Consider the following 16,895-nt stretch of genomic DNA (forward strand, 5'->3'; position numbering starts at 1 on the left):
CCGATCCGCAAAAGAAAAGGCGGAGCTGAAAGCCCCGCCTTTCGATCTCGTAATCCGTGAGCGCGATTAGCGCTTGGAGAACTGGAACGAACGGCGTGCCTTCGCACGGCCGTACTTCTTGCGTTCGACGACGCGGCTGTCGCGGGTGAGGAAACCGCCGCGCTTCAGAACGGAGCGCAGGCCCGGTTCGAAGTAGGTCAGCGCCTTGGCGATGCCGTGACGAACGGCACCGGCCTGGCCGGAGAGGCCGCCGCCGGCAACGGTCGCGTCGACGTCGAACTGGCCGTCACGGGCAGCGGCGACGATCGGCTGCTGCAGGATCATCTGCAGGACCGGGCGGGCGAAGTAGGCCGAGAACGGCTTGCCGTTGACGGTGATCTTGCCGGAGCCGGCCTTAACCCAAACGCGGGCGACGGCGTCCTTGCGCTTGCCGGTCGCGTAGGAGCGGCCCTGCGCGTCGACCTTCTTGACGTGAACCGGAGCGGCCGGTTCCGCGGTCGTGGCAATATCCTTGAGAGCGGAAAGGTCAGCCATTATCAGGCGCTCCTTGTGTTCTTGCTGTTCAGCTTGGCGACGTCGAGGACGGTCGGCTGCTGTGCTTCATGCGGGTGGTTCGTACCGGCGTAGACACGCAGGTTCTTCATCTGGCGACGGCCGAGCGGACCACGCGGAACCATGCGCTCGACGGCCTTCTCGATGACGCGCTCCGGGAAGCGGCCCTCGATGATCTGGCGAGCGGTGCGCTCCTTGATGCCGCCGGGATAGCCGGTGTGCCAGTAGTACTTCTTGTCGGTGTACTTCTTGCCGGTGAGAACGGCCTTCTCGGCGTTGATGACGATGACGTTGTCGCCGTCGTCGACGTGCGGCGTGAAGGTGGCCTTATGCTTGCCGCGCAGGCGGTTTGCGATGATGGAAGCGAGGCGACCGACAACGAGGCCTTCGGCGTCGATGAGGATCCACTTCTTCTCCACCTCTGCAGGCTTCTGAACGAAGGTTGCCATATCTAAACTCTTTCGTTGGACCCGGAAGCGAGCCGGGCGTTTCTTGTTGCTTGCTTTGGCTCTGAGGAGGCCAAAAAAGAAGGCGGCCCAAAATGGACCGCGATCTGGGGGCAGCTTATACGCAAGCGCAAAAGTTAGGTCAAGTGCCACGTTCCTGAGATCCTAAAAGATTTCTATGTAAAATCAAATCCTTAGAACTATGGTTTTATAATACCACATCTCAGCGAGGCGGAATCGAATACGTCGCGGTGGCATGCGCCACCAGATCGTCGCCGCCAACGGGCGCAATTGAGGCATCGAGGACCGCAAGCCGCTTGCCCAGCTTCAGGATCCGGCAGGTGCATTCGAGCGGCTCGGGCTCAGGCTTGCGCAGGAAGTTGATGTTGAGGTTCGTGGTGACCGCGAGCGCGACCGGACCGATATGCGCGATCAGTGCTATATAGGCCGAGACGTCGGCAAGCGCGAACAGCGTCGGCCCGGAAACGGTGCCGCCCGGGCGGATGTGGCGCTCGTTCGGGTCAAGCCGCATCGTCGCAAAACCGGGGCCGGTCGCCGTCACGGCGAAGACCTTGCCGTCCGTATGGACCTGCGGAAAATCCGTGTCGAGGAAGCGATTGAGCTCCTCGACGGTCATGATCGGCTGCAAGCTCATGCGCATCCCTCCATTGCTTACACCCGTTACAGGACGTCCGAGCCCGCCGCGCAAGCCGAAAAATGGTCTTAGCCGGAGATGCTGCCCCGGGGTTGAAAGAGCGGTAGCGGCGGCGTACCACGGGCCGACCTACGGCGAACCGGAGAAGACCATGGCGGATGTCGTTGCATTCAAGAAGGAAGAGCCGAACGGGCCTTTGCTGCGAGAGACGAACGGTCCGGTCTTGCGCTTGACGCTCAACAACCCTCCGGCCAACGCACTGTCGATTGCGCTGATGCAGGCGCTTGCGGCCGAACTCGACGCCGCTGCCGGCGCCAAGGAGATCAAGGTCGTCGTCATCGCGGCCACGGGTAAGGTCTTTTCCGCCGGCCACGACCTGAAGGAAATGACGCTGCAATCGCGCCGATGAGGATGGCGGCAGGGCCTTCTTCGAGAGTGCCGTTCGGTTGGCGGCCGACATCATGCTGAAGATCACGAAGCTGCCGCAGGCGGTCATCGCCGAGATTGACGGTCTCGCCACCGCGGCCGGCTGCCAGTTGGTCGCGAGTTGCGATCTCGCCATCTGCACCGACAGCTCGACCTTCTGCACGCCGGGCGTGAATATCGGTCTCTTCTGTTCGACTCCGATGGTCGCCCTGTCGCGCGCGGCCCATCGCAAGCAGGCGATGGAAATGCTGCTGACGGGCGAAACGATCGACGCCTCGACCGCGAAGGACTTCGGCCTCGTCAACCGGATCGTGCCGCAGCAATATCTGCGTCAGGTGGTCGACAAGTATGCCTCCGTCATCGCCTCGAAGTCGCCGCAGGCACTGAGGATCGGCAAAGAGGCCTTCTACCGCCAGGCAGAGATGCCGCTCGCCGACGCCTATGACTATGCGGTCGGCGTGATGGTCGAGAACATGCTGGCACGCGATGCGCAGGAAGGGATCGGCGCGTTTATCGGCAAACGCATGCCGGAGTGGAAGGAAGACTAGGCAAGTCTTAGGAGCAAGGCACCAAGGGCAATGACGCCGGCGGCGGCTATGCGCCAGACGCTGACGCGCTCCTTGAGGAAGACGACGGAAATCACCACCGCAAAAAGGATCGCCGTTTCGCGAAGCGCCGCGACGGTCGCGACGGGCGCCCTGGTCATGGCCCAGAGCGCCAGTCCGTAGGCGCCGATCGAGCCCGCTCCGCCGATGAGGCCGCGCCACCAGTGGTGCCGGACGTGGCGGAGCACGGGCTTGACGCCGCGGCTGGCGAAGGCCCAAGCAAAGAGCAGGACGGGCGGCAGCAGCGCCATCCACAGCGTGTAGGAAATGGCATTGCCGGAGACCCGCGCGCCGATACCGTCGACGAAAGTGTAGCTGGCGATCACGCAGGCATTTGAGAGCGCCAGCCCGATCGCCTGTTTGCCGCCCTTGCGCGATTCGAAGGCGAGCGTCAGCACGCCGGCCGAGATCGTCAGGATGCCGGCGAGCGCGCCGCCGGTAAGATGCTCGCCGACGACGATGCTGCTGGTGGCGGCGACGATGAGCGGCGCCACGCCGCGCATCAGCGGGTAGACGAGGCCGATGTCCCCGGCGCCGTAGGCGGCCGCCACGAGCTGGAAATAGGCGAACTGCAGCACTGCCGAAGCAAGGATATAGGGCCACGCTTCGGCGTCGGGCAGCGGCAGCAACGGCAGGAAAGGCAGCGCCACGACAGCGGCGCCAAGCGCGATCATGGCGGCATCCAGCGATTTTTCCGCGCCCGCCTTGACCAGCGCGTTCCAGATCGCGTGCAGCAGCGCCCCGAAGAGCACGAGCGCGATGACATCAAGCGGCAAGGTGAACCTCTACGGGCGACTTGGAGGGAATTCTCCGCGTTTGTCGCCTTGCTTCCCCCGAAATGCAACCGGATTTGGAGAACTGGCGTTGAGAGAGCGCTCACGGCTACGAAACGGTGCATAGGGCCGGATGCGAACGCAGCCTTGGTTGACTCGTTGCCGCGCCGCCCCAACTATCGCGCGGCAACGACAACAATACTTGGACGCAAGCATGAACCACGATGTCTACCCGGATCACTACCTCGCCGACATCCTGCGCGAGACCAGGACCATTGCTCTCGTTGGCGCGTCGCCGAAGCCGGAGCGACCGAGCCACCGCGTCATGGCCTTCCTCTTGCGCAAGGGATACCGCGTCATCCCGGTCAATCCGGGCCATGCGGGCCGGACGATCCTCGACCAGACCGTGGTGGCACGGCTCGCGGATATCGACGAGCCTGTAGACATGGTCGACGTCTTCCGCGCCGCCCACGCCTTGCCTGCACTGGTAGACGAAATTCTTTCGCTGCCGAATCTGCCCAAGGTCATTTGGGGCCAGTTGTCGGTCCGCGACGACAAGGCGGCCGCCAAGGCAGAGGCGGCGGGCATCAACGTGGTCATGGACCGGTGTCCGGCGATCGAATATCCGCGCCTGATCGGCTGACCCGCCAACCATGGAGTTAGGAATGATGAAGACCGGCCCCGGCTTCAGCACGCTCGCCGTCCATGCGGGAGCGCAGCCCGACCCCACGACCGGCGCGCGGGCGACGCCGATCTATCAGACGACGAGCTTCGTCTTCAATGACGCGGATCACGCGGCGGCGCTCTTCGGCCTGCAGCAATTCGGCAACATCTACACCCGCATCATGAACCCGACGCAGGCGGTGCTGGAGGAGCGCATCGCAGCGCTCGAGGGCGGCACGGCGGCGCTGGCCACCGCCTCCGGGCACGCGGCCCAGCTTCTCGTCTTCCATGCGATCATGAGTCCGGGCGACAATTTCGTCGCCGCAAGGCAGCTTTACGGCGGCTCCGTCAACCAGTTCGGCCAGGCCTTCAAGTCCTTCGACTGGCAGGTGCGCTGGGCCGATGGCGACGACCCCGAAAGCTTCGAGGCGCAGATCGACGAGAAGACCAAAGCGATCTTCATCGAAAGCCTTGCCAACCCCGGCGGCATCTTCGTCGATATTGCCGCGATTGCCGAAGTCGCGCGTCGGCACGGGTTGCCGCTGATCGTCGACAACACGATGGCGACGCCCTATCTGGTGCGGCCGCTGGAGCATGGGGCCGATATCGTCGTCCACTCGCTGACCAAGTTCATCGGCGGCCACGGCAACTCGATGGGCGGGATCATCGTCGATGGCGGCACGTTCGATTGGTCGAAATCCGGGAAATATCCGCTTCTCTCCGAGCCACGTCCGGAATATGGCGGGATCGTGCTGCACCAGACCTTCGGTAATTTTGCCCTTGCGATCGCCGCGCGTGTTCTGGGACTTCGGGATTTCGGTCCGGCGATCTCGCCTTTCAACGCCTTCCTGATCCAGACCGGCGTCGAGACATTGCCGCTGAGGATGCAGCGCCATTGCGACAATGCGCTCGCCGTCGCGGCGTGGCTGCAGCGGCAGGAAAAAGTCTCGTGGGTGCGCTATGCCGGGCTCGAGGACGACCCGAACCATCCGCTTCAGAAGCGCTATTCGCCGAAAGGGGCGGGCGCGGTCTTCACCTTCGGTCTCGCGGGCGGGTACGAGGCGGGAAAGCGCTTCGTCGAGAGCCTCGAGATGTTTTCGCATCTTGCCAATATCGGCGACACCCGTTCGCTGGTCATTCACCCCGCCTCGACGACCCATCGGCAGCTTACGCCCGAACAGCAGGTCGCGGCCGGGGCGGGTCCCGACGTCGTGCGGCTGTCGATCGGCATCGAGGATGTCGACGACATCATCGCCGACCTGGAGCAGGCGCTTGCAGCAATTTGACGAGATTCACCGCCGACTGAGGGTATGACATGAGCCACGACAATATCGTTAAGTTCGAACGACGGAAACCAAAGCAGGAGCAGAGGACTGCCAGCCCACTGCAGCGGAAAGCGCTTATCTGGATCGCGGTTATAGCCGCGTTGGTCCTGGTGTGGGCCTATTATCAGTTCATCTCGCCGCCGAGCCTGCCATGAGCGCAGGTGAACGAAGCATATTCCTGCATTTGAATTCAGCGTCGTAGGATCGGGCCGCGTCGTATGCGAGGAACTGCAATTTGAACCGGCGACGGACGCGCCGCTGCGACGGAGGGGGCTCATGAGTTACGTGCTGAAATTCGACCTTGCTTCGGTTGAGCCGGAAATCGGTGCCCCGGCGCCCGATCGGCTGATTTCGGGAAACCCGGAGTTCCGCACCTGGAATTTCGAGGAAGCGCCGGACGGGCTCTATGCCGGCATCTGGGAGGCGACACCCGGAAAGTGGCGTATCGTCTATGACGAATGGGAGTATTTCCACGTCCTCTCCGGCCATTCGGTCGTGACGGAGGACGGCGGCGGGCCGATGCACCTCAAGCCCGGCGACAGCCTAGTGCTGCGGCCGGGTTTTGCCGGAACCTGGGAGGTCGTCGAGACGACCCGCAAGGATTACGTGATCCGGCTTTGACGCGCGGCGGTTTTCGACCGCCTATCCGCCGGTCGCGGTATTCGCGCCGATGTCGTTGGTGGGATCGTCATTGCGGATGAGGCTGTCCGATCCGCCTTCGAGCTTGTTGTTGCGCACCACATTGTTCTGCGCGAAATCGCGATTGCTGGCGCTGCTGCCGAAGGGGTAGGCCGGGTCCGTGAAGCAATAGCTGCTGCTGCCGTTGCGGGAATTCAACCAGACCGCCGGCCGGGCGAGGAATGAGGACCGGTAGCGGAAGGTGTTGCCGACGATCTGATTGTGCTGCGGTTTTTGGTGCCGGATGACGCCGCCTTCGCCGCAGTTACGGTAAACGAATATGCCGCCATTGTCGGAGCGCTCGAAGATGTTGTTGGTGATCCGGTTGTTCGCCGAGCCGTCGATGGCGATCAATTCGCGCTTCTCCGTGGAGATCCCGAAGACGTTGTTGCTGATCGTGTTGTTGGCGGACTCCGCATCGAGATAGACGGCGACGGCCGTCGACCGGCCGTCGATCTGCGAGTTGACGAGAGCCGCGTTGGTGACGCCGGGCCCCACATAGAAGGGTATTCCATCCGGAGCGTCGAAGGCGATGTTTTCGAGCCGCACGTTCCTCGGAGCCGATGCCTGGGCGAAAGCCGTGTGGTCGGGGTTGCGCGATGATGCCTTCATGGTCCCGCCGTTGGCGTTCTCGCCGAGGCCGTAGACGCGGACGAAGCCTTTGATCCTGCAATTGCGGATCGTCACGTTCGACGGCGCATCCCAGGGGCCGGAGCCCGCTTTCCTGGAGCGAACGGCGACAGCGGTCTTCTCCTTGCGCGATTGACCTGCACTGACACCGAGCGTTCCGCCGCCGCAGTCGAGCACCGATCCGGACGCGGCACTTCCCTCGAAGACCAGTGGATGGGTGATGACATCGGCAGAGGTCAGCCGAAGGCTGCAGGCAAGTGTCACCGGATTGGTTCCGGGCGCCTTCAGCTTGGATTGAACCTCCGCGTCGCAGCCCGGCTTGGCATCGACAGTCTCGACTGGCGGAGGGGAGGGAAGTGTCGGCGGGTCGGCTGGCGTTGTGGGCGTGGTTGGCCGGCCCGTGTCAGGTTGCGCGACCAGGGGCGGATTCCTGAAAGCTGCGTCGGCAACTGTTGCCAGCTCGCTCTGGCAGCCGCTCAAGGCAAGGCTGAGGAGAACCAGGCTTGTGAACTTGATCGGCGACATCGGCAGGCTCCTGTGACGGTTCCGTTCAGAGCCGAATAGGGCCTTATGCTTAATCGACTCTGAACGAAGGTGTGCCTTTCCGGCTACCAGACGAGATCCAGCCGCTCCAGCCCGTGAAAGTGGAAGCTGTCCTTGACCGGCGGCTCGCGCTTGAGCCGCAGCCCGGGCAGGCGGCGGAACAGGATCGGCAGGGAAAGATTGAGTTCAAGCCGTGCGAGCGGCGCGCCGATGCAGAAGTGCAGGCCGGCGCCGAAGGAGACATTGGCGCCCTCGTTGCGGTCCGGCCTGAACGTGTCCGGGGCAGTGAACTTGCGCGGATCGACATTGGCCGCCCCGAGCATCAGGCCGATTTTGTCGCCTTTCCTGAGAGAGATGCCGTCTTCCAGTCCGATATCCGAGAGGGCGTAGCGCTGGAAGATATGGAGCGGCGCGGCGAAGCGCAGGCATTCTTCCACCGTTCGAGCCGTCGCTTCCTCGCTCGCAAACAGCGTGTCGGGAGAAAGGCCGGATTTCAGGATGGTGCTGACCGCATTGCCGATCTGGTGCACGGTCGCCTCGTGACCGGCGTTCAGAAGCAGCACCGTCGTCGAGATCAATTCGGCCTCCGAGAGGCGCTCGCCGTCCTTCTCCGAGCTGATCATATGGGTCAGCAGGTCGTCTGCCGGACTGACGCGCTTCTCCGCGATGATATCCTTCAGATATGCGGCAAATTCGGTGGAAGCCCGGTTGGCGTCGAGTTCGGTCTCGAAGCTTGGATTGAAGACATACATCTTCACCATCCGGTGCGACCAGTCGAGGAGGCGAGGAGCGCTCTCGACCGGAATGCCGAGCATGCGGGCGATGATGGTGACCGGGATCGTCTCGGCGTAGGTCTTCAAGAGTTCGACCTCGCCGTCCTTTTCGAAGCCGTCGATGATCGCATGCGAGAGCGTTTCGATATCCGGCCGAAGCTGCTCGATCTGCCGCGAAACGAAGGCTCGGTTGACGAGCGTGCGCAACCGCGTATGGGCCGGCGGCTCGAGCTCCAGCAGCGAATGTTCTTCGAGCGCGTCGAAATCCTTGAGATGCGATTTCGGTGCGGGCAGGCCGAGTTCCTCCCGCGTCGCCACATGCAGGATCTGCCGGCCGAAGCGCCGGTCGCGCAGAAGGGCGTTCACCTGGTCGTAGCCTGCGAAATACCACTGTTGCGGTTCTTCCCAGAAGAAGGCCGGACATTGCGCATGGAGTGCGCTATAGGCCGGCAGCGGATTGCGGAAAAAGTCGGGGTTGCGAACGTCGAGAGAAACGCGCCGCGCGGGGCCGTCGATGGTAATGCCGGGGGCTGGAGACATGATATCGGGCTCTCGATAAATAGGCAGGCTGATGCTTCCACCCCCATCTCTATTGCGCCGGGCGGGACTGCGGCAAGAGCAATCGATCGGCATCGGCCTCAAGGAACAACATCCGCAATATCGACTTTTTCAGTGGCAATGATTGATCTCATTGAGCATGATGCGGCAGCAGCAGGGAGCGGCATGGCAAAAACGCAAGGCAGTTTTTCCGCGGGCATCATGGCCGCGATCCGGAAACGGCGGCCGACCGTGGTCAATCGCGACGCGGCCGTGAGCCGTGGCGATATCGTGATCGCCTCCTACAATATCCACAAATGCGTAGGCACGGACGGGCGCTTCGATCCGGGCCGCATCGCTCAGGTCATCACCGAGATCGGCGCGGATATCGTCGCGCTCCAGGAGGCCGACCAGCGGTTTGGCGAACGCGCCGGGCTCCTGGATCTCGAGCATCTGCGACGCGAGGCCCATCTTGTTTCGGTGCCGATCTCCCCTTTCTCGGAAAAGGGGCACGGCTGGCATGGCAATGTCCTCCTGCTCAGGGAAGGCGCCGTATCCGACGTTCGGCAGCTCAATCTTCCGGGCGTCGAGCCGCGTGGCGCGCTGGTCGTCGATCTTGATCTCAAGGCCGGACCGCTGCGGGTGATCGCCGCCCATCTCGGCCTGTTGCGCCACTCCCGGGCGCGGCAGGCGGAGAGTATCCTGCGGGTTGCGGCCGACGGCGTCGGCCGGCCGACGCTGCTCATCGGCGACCTCAACGAGTGGCGCATGGGTAGACGTTCTTCGCTGAGCTTCCTCAGTCCCATTTTCGACCCGACCCATGCGACAGTTGCGAGCTTTCCATCGCGTTTCCCGCTGTTGCCGCTCGATCGCGTGCTTGGCAATCCGCATCATCTCGTGACGTCGGTGTCGGTGCACGACACGCCGCTGGCGCGGGTGGCGTCCGATCACCTTCCGGTGAAGGCGTCGATCGATCTCAAGGCTGCTCTCAAGGACGGCGGCACCGACAACCGGGCAGGGCTGATCGACCTGGCGTCGGCGTGAAGCCGTCCGAACAGCCTCTTAAATCGGGTTCGATTTCAAGTAGAATTGGTCGAGAACCCAAGATGTTAAAGGAGCCGCGGCGCGTCTGAGGACGCAGCCGATGCTGTGGACGGCGTGGATGTTCTTCTGGATTGCGTTCTTTCTTGCCGTTCTCCTGGTTCTTGTCGCCGCCGCGACATTATATGTCTACGGCGTGTTCGGGCGCCGTCCGCAGGCCCCCAGGTCCTTCGCCCTGCCTGTCGGCGGCAAGCCGACCCGGATCGATGCAAGCGTTGCTTCGCTTCTTTCCGCCAGTCCCGGCGAGTGCGCCGTTGCGCTGATCTCGGACAACATCGAGGCCTTCGTCGCGCGTGCCCATTCCGCCCGCGCCGCTGGCCGCAGTCTCGACCTGCAATATTACTACTGGAAGGACGAGCTGACAGGTTTTCTCCTCACCCGCGAGATCATCAAGGCGGCCGACCGGGGCGTGAGGGTGCGGCTGCTGCTCGACGACATCAATGCCGGCATCCACGACCGGCTCTGCATAGCGCTCGACGCGCATCCGAATATCGACGTGCGCCTGTTCAATCCCAGCCGGGCGCGCACCGATCGGTTCCGCCGCGGCTTTGAAATGGCGGTGCGCGCCTTGAGCGCGACGCGGCGCATGCACAATAAATTGTGGATTGCCGATGGCCGGGTAGCGATCGCCGGGGGACGCAATATCGGCGACGCCTATTTTGATGCGGCCGAACTGTCGAATTTCCGCGACCTGGATGTCTGGCTCACGGGACCCGTCGCCGATCAGGCCACGGCGATGTTCGACCAATACTGGAACAGCGCATCCGTGTTGCCGATCGCAGCACTCCGGACGCCGCGCAAGCACTACCTGCCGGCGCTCTGCGAAACACTCGATACGCTGGCGCGCACCGCGGCGGCACGCTTCTATCTGGAAAGAGTGAGTGACGCCGACGCCGGAGCGGATCTCTACTGGGGCGGCCGCAGGCTTCACCGGAGCGACGGCGTCCGGCTCGCCTTCGACCCGCCCGAAAAGGCCCTGCTGCAGAAGCGGCAGAACTGGCTGCTGCGCGAGCTTTTTCCGCTGATCAACGACGCCGAGCGCGACCTGCGCATCATGTCGCCATATTTCATTCCAGGGGCTGAGGGAACGCGCCAGCTGACGGCGCTCGCGAAGAAAGGCGTGCGCGTGGCCGTGCTGACGAACTCGCTTGCCGCAACGGACGTCGCAGCCGTCCACGGCGGCTATATGAAGTATCGCAAGGGCCTGCTTGAGGGGGGCATCGAGCTCTATGAACTCAAGGAATACGGCGAGGTGATCGACCGCCATCGCATGTCGCTGTTCGGCGCCCGCAATGCTAGCCTGCACACGAAGGCCTTCGTCGTCGATGGCAGGTTCGGCTATGTGGGATCGATGAATTTCGATCCGCGTTCCGCTTCCCTCAACACCGAGATGGGAGTGATCTTCTCCGACGCGGCGCTCGCCGACGAGCTCCAGTCCATCTTCGACGAGGAGACGCTGCCGGAGAGGAGTTATCGGCTGGCACTCGAAGGCGGAAGGCTCGTCTGGCGCGACCGGGCGAACGGAGCGATCCGGCTGCTCGCGCGCGAGCCCGACGCCGGCGCCCACCGTCGCCTGATTGCCGGAGCGATCCGTTTCCTGCCGCTCGAATCCCAACTCTGACAGCCGGGGCATCAGCTTTACGGATCGTTTACCCCGACGCCGCGAATGCCTGTGAGCAAGGCTGAAATGGCGATGCCATCGGGTGGCGGACCTGGAAAAGTGTTTTATCGGCAGGACGACGGGGTCAATGAAAAACGTTGGTTCCAAGCGCTGCGACCATTAAGCTTATCGAATGTTCGCGACTTGAAGTGAAGGGCATTGACACTCTATGTAAGGACTGAGGCTTATCCGATGATTCCCGGTCCGCGAAGGGATTGCGGGCCCGACTATGAAGGTTCGATATGAGAAATCCAGTTGATACGGCCATGGCTCTTGTGCCGATGGTTGTTGAGCAGACCAACCGCGGCGAACGGTCCTACGACATCTATTCGCGGCTGCTCAAGGAGCGCATTATCTTCCTTACGGGCCCGGTCGAAGACCACATGGCGACGCTCGTCTGCGCGCAATTGCTCTTCCTGGAAGCGGAAAATCCGAAGAAGGAAATCGCCCTCTACATCAACTCGCCGGGCGGCGTCGTCACGGCCGGCATGGCGATCTACGACACCATGCAGTTCATCAAGCCGGCGGTCTCGACGCTTTGCATAGGCCAGGCAGCGTCGATGGGCTCGCTGCTGCTGGCGGCCGGCCACAAGGACATGCGCTTTGCGACGCCCAATGCGCGCATCATGGTGCACCAGCCCTCCGGCGGGTTCCAGGGCCAAGCTTCCGACATCGAACGGCATGCCAGAGACATCCTCAAGATGAAGCGCCGCTTGAACGAGGTCTATGTCAAGCATTGCGGCCGCACCTATGAGGAAGTCGAGCAGACGCTCGATCGCGATCATTTCATGAGTGCCGACGAGGCGCTCGATTGGGGCCTGATCGATAAGGTGATCACCTCGCGCGAAGCCGCGGAGGGCGGCGAACAGGGTTGAAGCCAGGCGCGTCTGCCGCCGCAGACGCGAATGTGACACAATTGTAACGGCTGAGGGCTTTATCGGAAGGGCAAAGCCGTTAATATGAACCGTTAATGCTGTGCCGGTGTTTAGGGTATAGCATTCGGATTTCGACGGGAGAGTCGTTGCAACCGAAATCAGGCATTGCCCTGAGGCGGTGAGTACTCCCAGGAACCTTGCGCGGCGCTGTTTGCTGTGCGCAAGGCGAATTGACTGGTCCGTGATATCTTTCCGAAGGTGTCCGGCGTGCTGGAAGGAAGTGAAAATGAGCAAGGTCAGCGGTAGCAACGGCGGTGACTCGAAGAATACCCTCTATTGTTCGTTTTGCGGCAAGAGCCAGCACGAAGTGCGCAAGCTGATTGCCGGGCCCACGGTATTCATCTGCGATGAGTGCGTGGAACTCTGCATGGACATCATCCGGGAAGAGAACAAGACCTCGATGGTCAAGTCCCGCGACGGCGTTCCCACGCCGCAGGAAATCATCAAGGTTCTCGACGAATATGTCATCGGGCAACAGCAGGCGAAGCGCATCCTGTCGGTCGCCGTGCACAACCACTACAAGCGCCTTGCCCATGCGGCAAAGAGCAGCGACGTGGAACTGGCCAAGTCGAATATCATGCTCGTCGGCCCGACCGGCTGCGGCAAGACCTATCTGGCGCAGACGCTCGCCCGTATCATCGACGTTCCCTTCACCATGGCCGACGCCACGACGTTGACGGAAGCGGGTTATGTCGGCGAAGACGTCGAAAACATCATCCTGAAGCTGCTCCAGGCCGCCGACTACAATGTCGAGCGCGCCCAGCGCGGCATCGTCTACATCGACGAGGTCGACAAGATTTCGCGCAAGTCAGACAACCCGTCGATCACCCGCGATGTTTCGGGCGAGGGCGTCCAGCAGGCGCTTCTGAAGATCATGGAAGGTACCGTCGCCTCCGTTCCGCCGCAGGGCGGCCGCAAGCATCCGCAGCAGGAATTCCTGCAGGTGGATACGACGAACATCCTGTTCATCTGCGGCGGCGCTTTCGCCGGCCTCGACAAGATCATCTCCGCCCGCGGCGAGAAGACCTCGATCGGCTTCGGCGCCACGGTTCGTGCACCGGAAGATCGCCGGGTCGGCGAAGTGCTGCGCGATCTCGAGCCGGAAGACCTAGTCAAGTTCGGCCTCATTCCGGAATTCATCGGCCGTCTTCCGGTTCTCGCCACGCTCGAGGATTTGGACGAGGATGCCCTGATACAGATCCTCTCGGAGCCGAAGAACGCGCTCGTCAAGCAGTACCAGCGGCTGTTCGAGATGGAAGACGTCGAATTGACCTTCCACGAGGACGCGCTGCGCGAAATCGCCCGAAGGGCCATCGTCCGCAAGACGGGCGCGCGCGGGCTGCGCTCGATCATGGAAAAGATCCTGCTCGACACCATGTTCGAACTGCCGACGCTTGAGGGCGTTCGCGAAGTGGTGATCTCGGACGAAGTGGTCAAGGGAACGGCACGACCGCTCTATATCTACTCGGATCGCTCCGAGGAGAAGACCAACGTCTCGGCTTGATTACCTACAGCGCCGCGCGTCTTTACGCGCAAAGGCCGCTGTCGCACGTTGAATTGCTGCATGTCTGTGTCCTTAAATCGAGGACGATTTAAGGACACATGCAGTAGCACTCTACGGTGCAGGGAGAGCCCGCCTAGTGCGGGCTTTTTTGTGCGCGCCGGCAGGTTTTTGCTGCTCGCGAAGATGTGAAGCCGCCGGCCCGGCCATTTCTCATCCGCGGCGTTCATGAGGACGGATCGAGCCCTTCGCAATTTCGCCCCAAAATGATTGGGGTCAATCGAATAGAATATTGCGAAACCTCCGCAACAACGCGATGATACGACGATTCAATGAACGCGTTTGGGTGCCGGAGTCGGGGGGCCACGTAAGGCCGGCATCAGCCTCTCAGCGTAGAAAACAAGAATTGTCCACGGAGGCGGAGATTGCGCCCGGCCTTGAAATGGCCCCTGTTGCACTCCACTTTCGTGAAGGAAATTTGACAGCCGGGAGTGCCGCTGAGGCTCCCGGGAACGGGCCCGAAATCGGGACGGAAAGGAAAAGACATGACGAACAAAACGTCTCCGGCCGAAAGCGCGACCTATCCGGTTCTGCCGTTGCGCGACATTGTGGTCTTCCCGCATATGATCGTGCCGCTATTCGTCGGCCGCGAGAAGTCCATCCGGGCGCTTGAAGAGGTCATGGGCACCGACAAGCAGATCATGCTGGCGACCCAGATCAATGCGACGGATGACGATCCGGAACCCTCCGCGATCTACCGCGTCGGAACGATCGCCAACGTGCTGCAGCTCCTGAAGCTCCCCGATGGCACCGTCAAGGTTCTCGTCGAGGGGCGTGCACGGGCGGAGATCGATCGCTACACCTCCCGCGACGACTTCTACGAAGCGGTCGCCCATGTGTTGCGCGAGCCGGAAGAGGACCCGGTCGAGATCGAGGCGCTGAGCCGCTCGGTCGTGTCCGAATTCGAGAGCTACGTGAAGCTGAACAAGAAGATTTCGCCGGAAGTCGTCGGCGTCGCCAGCCAGATCGACGACTATTCCAAGCTCGCCGACACGGTTGCCTCTCACCTGTCGATCAAGATCGTCGAGAAGCAGGAAATGCTCGAGACGACCAGCGTGAAGATGCGCCTTGAAAAGGCGCTCGGCTTCATGGAAGGCGAGATCTCGGTTCTGCAGGTGGAAAAGCGCATCCGTTCGCGCGTTAAGCGCCAGATGGAGAAGACACAGCGCGAGTACTACCTCAACGAACAGATGAAGGCGATCCAGAAGGAGCTCGGCGACAGCGAAGACGGCCGCGACGAGATGGCCGAAATCGAGGAGCGTATCGCTAAGACGAAGCTCTCCAAGGAAGCGCGCGAAAAGGCCGATGCGGAGCTGAAGAAGCTGCGCCAGATGAGCCCGATGTCGGCCGAAGCGACCGTCGTGCGCAATTATCTGGATTGGCTCCTGGGCCTGCCCTGGGGCAAGAAGTCGAAGATCAAGACGGACCTCAACCACGCCGAAAAGGTGCTGGACGCCGATCACTTCGGTCTCGACAAGGTCAAGGAGCGTATCGTCGAGTATCTCGCCGTGCAGGCCCGTTCCGCGAAGATCAGGGGCCCGATCCTGTGCCTCGTCGGCCCTCCGGGCGTCGGCAAGACCTCGCTCGCCAAGTCTATCGCCAAGGCGACCGGCCGCGAATATATCCGCATGGCGCTCGGCGGCGTGCGTGACGAGGCCGAGATCCGTGGCCACCGCCGCACCTATATCGGCTCCATGCCCGGCAAGGTCGTGCAGTCGATGAAGAAGGCCAAGCGGTCCAATCCGCTGTTCCTGCTCGACGAGATCGACAAGATGGGCCAGGACTTCCGCGGCGATCCGTCCTCGGCGCTTCTCGAAGTGCTCGATCCGGAACAGAACTCGACCTTCATGGATCACTATCTCGAGGTCGAGTACGACCTCTCGAACGTGATGTTCATCACCACGGCGAACACGCTGAACATTCCGGCGCCGCTGATGGACCGCATGGAAGTGATCCGCATCGCCGGCTACACGGAAGAGGAAAAGCTGGAAATCGCCAAGCGGCACCTGCTGCCGAAGGCGATTCGCGATCATGCGCTGCAGCCGAACGAGTTCTCCGTGACCGACGGCGCGCTTATGGCGGTGATCCAGACCTACACGCGCGAGGCGGGCGTTCGCAACTTCGAGCGTGAGCTGATGAAGCTTGCGCGCAAGGCCGTGACCGAGATCCTAAAGGGCAAGACCAAGAAGGTCGAAGTGACGGCCGAGAACGTCCCCGACTATCTCGGCGTGCCGCGCTTCCGCCATGGCGAAGCCGAACGCGACGACCAGGTGGGCGTTGTCACGGGTCTTGCCTGGACCGAGGTGGGCGGTGAATTGCTGACGATCGAAGGCGTGATGATGCCGGGCAAGGGCCGCATGACGGTCACCGGCAACCTGCGCGACGTCATGAAGGAATCGATTTCCGCGGCGGCCTCCTATGTCCGATCGCGTGCGATCGATTTCGGCATTGAGCCGCCGCTCTTCGACAAGCGCGACATCCACGTGCACGTGCCGGAAGGTGCAACGCCGAAGGATGGCCCGTCGGCGGGCGTCGCCATGGCGACGGCAATTGTTTCGGTGATGACCGGCATTCCGATCTCCAAGGATGTGGCGATGACCGGCGAGATCACCCTGCGCGGCCGTGTCCTGCCGATCGGCGGCTTGAAGGAGAAGCTGTTGGCGGCTCTGCGTGGCGGCATCAAGAAGGTGCTGATCCCTGAAGAGAACGCCAAGGATCTTGCGGAGATCCCGGACAATGTGAAGAACAGCCTCGAAATCATCCCGGTTTCGCGGATGGGCGAGGTGCTCGAGCACGCATTGACGCGGCGTCCCGAGCCGATTGAATGGGACCCGGCAAGCCATGCCGGCACCATTTCGCCGGTCGATTCGCAGGACGAGGCGGGCACCTCGATCGCCCACTGAGGACGCGCAAATAGGGGAGGGACTGTGTCCCCGTTGCGCCCTTTGCCAAAAAAACGGAAAAGACCGGCCATTTGCCGGTCTTTTCTGTTGTAAAAGCACCCTCTAAGCCTTGCATTTCAAGGGATTCGG

The 16,895-nt window shown here is 62.2% G+C and carries 14 protein-coding genes and 1 pseudogene; 9 read left to right on the plus strand and 6 right to left on the minus strand.

What is annotated here, in order from left to right; translation table 11 throughout:
* Positions 1-66 precede the first annotated feature (66 nt).
* The 3 genes from rpsI to NXT3_RS06585 all read right to left on the minus strand — a co-directional run bounded on the left by rpsI (position 67) and on the right by NXT3_RS06585 (position 1,653).
* On the minus strand, positions 67-534 hold the full coding sequence (rpsI, locus tag NXT3_RS06575) for a 30S ribosomal protein S9 (RefSeq protein WP_018239369.1): 468 nt from the start codon (positions 532-534) through the stop codon (positions 67-69).
* Between the two features lie 2 nt (positions 535-536).
* Positions 537-1,001 (minus strand): 50S ribosomal protein L13, encoded by a 465-nt coding sequence (gene rplM, locus NXT3_RS06580; RefSeq protein WP_014327963.1) that lies wholly within the window; start codon positions 999-1,001, stop codon positions 537-539.
* Positions 1,002-1,221: 220 nt separating this feature from the next.
* A complete protein-coding gene (locus NXT3_RS06585; RefSeq protein ID WP_037414071.1) occupies positions 1,222-1,653 on the minus strand; it encodes a PaaI family thioesterase in 432 nt (143 codons plus the stop codon).
* Between the two features lie 151 nt (positions 1,654-1,804).
* Here NXT3_RS06585 and NXT3_RS06590 point away from each other — a divergent pair.
* Positions 1,805-2,627 (plus strand): annotated as a pseudogene (locus NXT3_RS06590) (enoyl-CoA hydratase).
* Here the strand turns inward: NXT3_RS06590 and NXT3_RS06595 are convergent.
* On the minus strand, positions 2,624-3,460 hold the full coding sequence (locus tag NXT3_RS06595; protein WP_104838991.1) for an EamA family transporter: 837 nt from the start codon (positions 3,458-3,460) through the stop codon (positions 2,624-2,626). The pseudogene NXT3_RS06590 and the gene NXT3_RS06595 overlap by 4 nt on opposite strands.
* A 211-nt stretch (positions 3,461-3,671) precedes the next feature.
* On the opposite strand from NXT3_RS06595, the gene NXT3_RS06600 reads away from it, so the two are divergent.
* The 3 genes from NXT3_RS06600 to NXT3_RS06615 all read left to right on the plus strand — a co-directional run bounded on the left by NXT3_RS06600 (position 3,672) and on the right by NXT3_RS06615 (position 6,066).
* The gene (locus tag NXT3_RS06600; protein WP_037414077.1) at positions 3,672-4,100 is read left to right on the plus strand and encodes a CoA-binding protein; all 429 of its coding nucleotides are present in this window, start codon (positions 3,672-3,674) and stop codon (positions 4,098-4,100) included.
* A gap of 25 nt (positions 4,101-4,125) precedes the next feature.
* Positions 4,126-5,406, plus strand: a complete 1,281-nt coding sequence (locus NXT3_RS06605; RefSeq protein ID WP_097526558.1) for an O-acetylhomoserine aminocarboxypropyltransferase — start codon at positions 4,126-4,128, stop codon at positions 5,404-5,406.
* Positions 5,407-5,721: 315 nt separating this feature from the next.
* Positions 5,722-6,066, plus strand: a complete 345-nt coding sequence (locus NXT3_RS06615; RefSeq protein ID WP_097526441.1) for a cupin domain-containing protein — start codon at positions 5,722-5,724, stop codon at positions 6,064-6,066.
* A gap of 21 nt (positions 6,067-6,087) precedes the next feature.
* Here the strand turns inward: NXT3_RS06615 and NXT3_RS06620 are convergent, their stop codons facing one another.
* A complete protein-coding gene (locus NXT3_RS06620) occupies positions 6,088-7,278 on the minus strand; it encodes a NosD domain-containing protein (RefSeq protein ID WP_104838992.1) in 1,191 nt (396 codons plus the stop codon).
* An 83-nt stretch (positions 7,279-7,361) separates the two neighbouring features.
* On the minus strand, positions 7,362-8,609 hold the full coding sequence (locus tag NXT3_RS06625) for a cytochrome P450 (RefSeq protein WP_104838993.1): 1,248 nt from the start codon (positions 8,607-8,609) through the stop codon (positions 7,362-7,364).
* A 183-nt stretch (positions 8,610-8,792) separates the two neighbouring features.
* Between NXT3_RS06625 and NXT3_RS06630 the strand changes: the two genes are divergently transcribed.
* From NXT3_RS06630 to lon, 5 genes are all read left to right on the plus strand, one after another.
* Positions 8,793-9,650 carry an endonuclease/exonuclease/phosphatase family protein gene (locus NXT3_RS06630; RefSeq protein ID WP_104839950.1) on the plus strand — a complete coding sequence of 286 codons (858 nt, stop codon included), beginning with the start codon at positions 8,793-8,795 and terminating at the stop codon, positions 9,648-9,650.
* Positions 9,651-9,768: 118 nt separating this feature from the next.
* The gene (locus NXT3_RS06635; protein WP_037414121.1) at positions 9,769-11,328 is read left to right on the plus strand and encodes a phospholipase D family protein; all 1,560 of its coding nucleotides are present in this window, start codon (positions 9,769-9,771) and stop codon (positions 11,326-11,328) included.
* Between the two features lie 281 nt (positions 11,329-11,609).
* The gene (clpP, locus tag NXT3_RS06640; RefSeq protein WP_037389081.1) at positions 11,610-12,242 is read left to right on the plus strand and encodes an ATP-dependent Clp endopeptidase proteolytic subunit ClpP; all 633 of its coding nucleotides are present in this window, start codon (positions 11,610-11,612) and stop codon (positions 12,240-12,242) included.
* 286 nt (positions 12,243-12,528) lie between these two features.
* Positions 12,529-13,806, plus strand: a complete 1,278-nt coding sequence (gene clpX / locus NXT3_RS06645) for an ATP-dependent Clp protease ATP-binding subunit ClpX (RefSeq protein ID WP_018239383.1) — start codon at positions 12,529-12,531, stop codon at positions 13,804-13,806.
* 542 nt (positions 13,807-14,348) lie between these two features.
* A complete protein-coding gene (gene lon / locus NXT3_RS06650; protein WP_097526437.1) occupies positions 14,349-16,766 on the plus strand; it encodes an endopeptidase La in 2,418 nt (805 codons plus the stop codon).
* The last annotated feature ends 129 nt before the right edge of the window (positions 16,767-16,895 follow it).

The organism is Sinorhizobium fredii (genome assembly GCF_002944405.1).
Lineage (GTDB): Bacteria > Pseudomonadota > Alphaproteobacteria > Rhizobiales > Rhizobiaceae > Sinorhizobium > Sinorhizobium fredii_C.